At 33.9% G+C, this 3,574-nt stretch carries 5 protein-coding genes; 3 read left to right on the top strand and 2 right to left on the bottom strand.

The annotated features are described in order from the left end of the window. Nucleotides 1-315: helix-turn-helix domain-containing protein (locus U9Q18_07380; protein MEA3314180.1), on the bottom strand; the 315-nt coding region annotated here is incomplete at its 3' end. A 578-nt stretch (nucleotides 316-893) separates the two neighbouring features. Then, nucleotides 894-1,802 carry a carboxypeptidase regulatory-like domain-containing protein gene (locus U9Q18_07375; protein ID MEA3314179.1) on the bottom strand — a complete coding sequence of 303 codons (909 nt, stop codon included), beginning with the start codon at nucleotides 1,800-1,802 and terminating at the stop codon, nucleotides 894-896. A gap of 512 nt (nucleotides 1,803-2,314) precedes the next feature. Between U9Q18_07375 and U9Q18_07370 the strand changes: the two genes are divergently transcribed. Genes U9Q18_07370 through U9Q18_07360 form a run of 3 tightly spaced genes read left to right on the top strand, consistent with a single transcriptional unit; the run spans nucleotide 2,315 to nucleotide 3,436 of the window. Then, complete coding sequence (locus tag U9Q18_07370; GenBank protein ID MEA3314178.1) at nucleotides 2,315-2,680, top strand: NifB/NifX family molybdenum-iron cluster-binding protein; 366 nt, start codon at nucleotides 2,315-2,317, stop codon at nucleotides 2,678-2,680. A gap of 13 nt (nucleotides 2,681-2,693) precedes the next feature. Further along, the gene (locus tag U9Q18_07365; GenBank protein MEA3314177.1) at nucleotides 2,694-3,044 is read left to right on the top strand and encodes a NifB/NifX family molybdenum-iron cluster-binding protein; all 351 of its coding nucleotides are present in this window, start codon (nucleotides 2,694-2,696) and stop codon (nucleotides 3,042-3,044) included. Between the two features lie 26 nt (nucleotides 3,045-3,070). After that, on the top strand, nucleotides 3,071-3,436 hold the full coding sequence (locus U9Q18_07360; protein ID MEA3314176.1) for a PadR family transcriptional regulator: 366 nt from the start codon (nucleotides 3,071-3,073) through the stop codon (nucleotides 3,434-3,436). Nucleotides 3,437-3,574: the final 138 nt, after the last annotated feature.

Genomic DNA, 3,574 nt, shown 5'->3' with positions numbered 1-3,574 from the left:
ATGTTCTTCTCTTATGCTTCTTATGAACGATACAATCTCATGGCCTATCATCATCTTTCTTACTCTTTTAGGTCTTCTTGATTTAGGGATTAGACTGTTCAGTTTTCCATTACTTTGTTTTAGCATCTTTTTCCATCTGTATATTGTAGCTCTTGATACATCAAATGCATCTACTGCAGCTTGAATACCATACTTCTTTGAGAACTCAATAGCCTTTAATCTAAACTGTGCTTTTTCACTACTTGAAAAGGCAGAAGCACTTCTTAGATGTTCTATTGCACTATCAGAAAGAGGAAGTATGTTTCCTTTTAACATTTTATTCTTTTTATGCTCAGGCTTAGTTTCTGTACATACCTATAATCATTCTTAGACATCTTCTTTAACCTCCTGTATTCTTTAACTTTCTGTATAGTATAATATATTTACAAAAGTCTCATATGTTTCGGAACTTATTCAGTGTACGTGTTTTAACTTTCATATCAAAAGGCGTTATAAGCTCAACACCTCTTTTTGCTAGTACCCTCTCAGAAAATTCTGAAAGCTCTTTATCCATTTTTGTCTCCTTTAATATTTTTCTCAAATAATAAATTTATTCGGAATTATGTCAATATTATATTGAATAATTACTTTTTATTATAATTACCTGCAATTTAAAATCGAGAGAGATAAAATGGACATAATTGCCAAAATTATAGATTTAAATATCTACTGGGGAGCATTGATTATTTTTTGTCAAGAATTATAGATGTATCCATTGGCACCCTCAGAGTTCAGATGATAGTAAGGAGAAAAAATTTATTTGTCTAATTTATAAGGGATTAACAAATAAAAAAGAGTGGTAAAGCTCTAATTAAAATAGTTCGTACCACTCTTTTCGCAAAAAAAATTATCTACTACGGCATTTGGATTCCCATATCTTTCCCTAAATCCGTTATATTAATAGTAAAAGTTTCTTCTTCACCGGAGGATTTTATAGTAACAACCATGCGAGTTGCATAGCCCTTATACGAACCACTATTAATAATCCATATATCTGATGTGCCTGTTTCTTCTTCTGATGTAATTTTTGAGAACATATGGTATTTTGTTGTAGGATATCCATTTACAGTTTCTCTGCCAATCTTTTCTACTCCATATGAAAAGTCTGGAGTAGTAATAGCAGTATTATAAGATTCTGCCGCACCACTTGCCATGGCCTCAGGAAGATTCAGGTAGCCAGTAGACAACATGACTTGTACTTGTTCGAGAGGAACATCCATCCACTCATTATCCATTAACGTCTTAGCCTTGTCATCCACAATATACATTTCGAATTCTTTCTCGTCTTCATCGTATATAGTAAGATGCTGCGAATTTCCGTAGTTATCGTGTTCAATGATTATTCTATTGATTCCCCCTGGACTCAATTGCCCTTCCATTACTGCTCTGTAACTTTTTTCTGACGAGTAATTTTTCAATTCTTCTGCTTCTTCTTCCACCTTTTTGAGAGTTAATAAAACAGTTTTATTTTCTCCTGCACTCACCACGATGTCTTCACTTTCATCTTCATGTCCATCTTTTGATGCCCGAATCGTATAACTTGCAGATTCTACATCATTAAACATGTATTTCCCGCTATCTCCTGTTTCCCCTGAGTAGTCACCCATCGTTAAGCTAACATCTGAGAGTGTATTACCATCTTCGTCGAAAACAGAAACAGTTATGGTAGAAGTTTTTGGTTGTGTTTCACCTCCACCGCTACACCCAACAAACAATCCTGCAAGCAGTACGATGGCTAAAACTAAAACAATGATTTTTTTCATATTACACCTCCCCTTCTTTTAATAATAAAACATTTTTTGAGTTTTCCAAATTTAGAGTAGTTGCTTAACAAACAAATAGCAAAATTCCATCAAATTAAAAGAAACTCTCCCTGTTAAGTTAAATAAAAAATGCAACAGCCAGTTTGCTAGCTCGTTCATATAATATATCATACATCCTCCTTAAATAAATTTCATTTTTTAAATTTATAACGCTTCTTGCTCATTATTGACAGATGAACAAAGAGTTATATAATATATGTAAAATACATATATATGACAAAAGGGACGAAAATTATGTTGCAATGTTACAGAAAAAGATTTTCTGGAGGATTTAAAGGCTTTGAATATGGTATCTGCAAGAATTATGGCCCCAGTGAGAGATATTGTTGAACGGGAAGTAAAAATTAAGCAATAAAAACCGTGCCAGTGGTAGAAAACGAACCTTCGGAAGCAGGAAAAGCTATAAAAGATATTTTCTTAAAACTTAAAAAATACTTTAGGAGGTATAAATTATGAAAATTGCAGTTCCCGTATTAAGTAATAACGGACTTGATTCCATTATCTCAGAGCATTTTGGACACACTCCGTATTTTGCATTTGTTGAAATTGAAGAAAATAAAATTAAAAAAGTGGAAATTGAGAAAAACCCGCTTGAAGAACACGATCCTGGAGAAATACCAGAATATATACACAGAAAAGGCGGGGAAGTTTTGATTGCACGAGGAATGGGAGGAAGAGCAAAAACATTTTTTAAAAACTTTGGCATAAAAACTATCACCGGCGCACAGGGAACCCTGAAAGAAATCATAGACGCATTTATCAGCGGCTCTTTACAAAACATTAATTACGAGCCAGATAAGAAGTTTCATAAGCATTAAAAAGGAGGAAAATATGAAAATAGCCATCCCGATTAAAGAAAAAACATTGAGTTCAGAAGTTGATGCTCGCTTTGCAAGGACTGCCTTTTTTGCTATATACGATACAGAAAGCAAAGAGACAAAATTTTTCGAAAACGTGGTATTACAAGCACATGGAGCAGGCCCAAAAACGGTAGAAACCCTTGCAAATGAAAAAGTAGATGCATTAATATCAAATAGCGTCGGCCCGAATGCATTTACTGCTTTAAACCAAGCTGGTATTAAAGTTTATCTTGCAGAAGAAGGCTCCGCAGAAGAAAATATAAAGAGAGTTGTTGAGGGTGCTGCTACCATACTGGATACTCCCGGAAGCTCACACCGTTAGAAAACAAAATAAAGGAGGCACCTCAATTGCCTGGATTTAAAAAAAGATTTTGCGGGTTAAGAAGGCATTGGCTAGAACTCTATCTACTGCTGCTAATAGCAGAAAAACCATCTTACGGTTATGAATTATCAACAAAATTGAAAGATTTTGGCATTGTGATATCAGGAATCGGACAGATGGGTAACCTTTATAGAATATTATCACAACTTGAAGCAGAAGGGTTTGTAAAAACAGATTGGAACACACAAGAAAGTGGCCCTGCCAGAAAAATATACATAATAACTAATGGCGGGCTACTATTTCTTCGCAGCGCAATAAATAACGTCATTGAAATGGAAAAAACCACAGAAAAGTTTGTCGAAAGGTATGAAGAACTAAACAAAAAAACTTAAATACGTATATCTCACATTTATTGGATAAAGTAAAAAGAGGTGCTATTTTATAATACCTCTTTTTTGTAAATAATGCCTCTAATCTATATTATTAATCAATTTTCAAAGAATTGACCAAAAAGTTCCCGCTAGTCCTTA

This window comes from Caldisericota bacterium, from assembly GCA_034717215.1.
Lineage (GTDB): Bacteria > Caldisericota > Caldisericia > Caldisericales > Caldisericaceae > UBA646.
This window is presented reverse-complemented; position numbering and strand designations above follow the sequence as displayed.

What these genes read in the sequence shown, in the direction of transcription:
- U9Q18_07375 (MEA3314179.1), bottom strand. Translation starts at nt 1,802, where the DNA reads ATGAAAAAAATCATTGTTTTAGTTTTAGCCATCGTACTGCTTGCAGGA.
- U9Q18_07365 (MEA3314177.1), top strand. Translation starts at nt 2,694, where the DNA reads ATGAAAATAGCCATCCCGATTAAAGAAAAAACATTGAGTTCAGAAGTT.
- U9Q18_07370 (MEA3314178.1), top strand. Translation starts at nt 2,315, where the DNA reads ATGAAAATTGCAGTTCCCGTATTAAGTAATAACGGACTTGATTCCATT.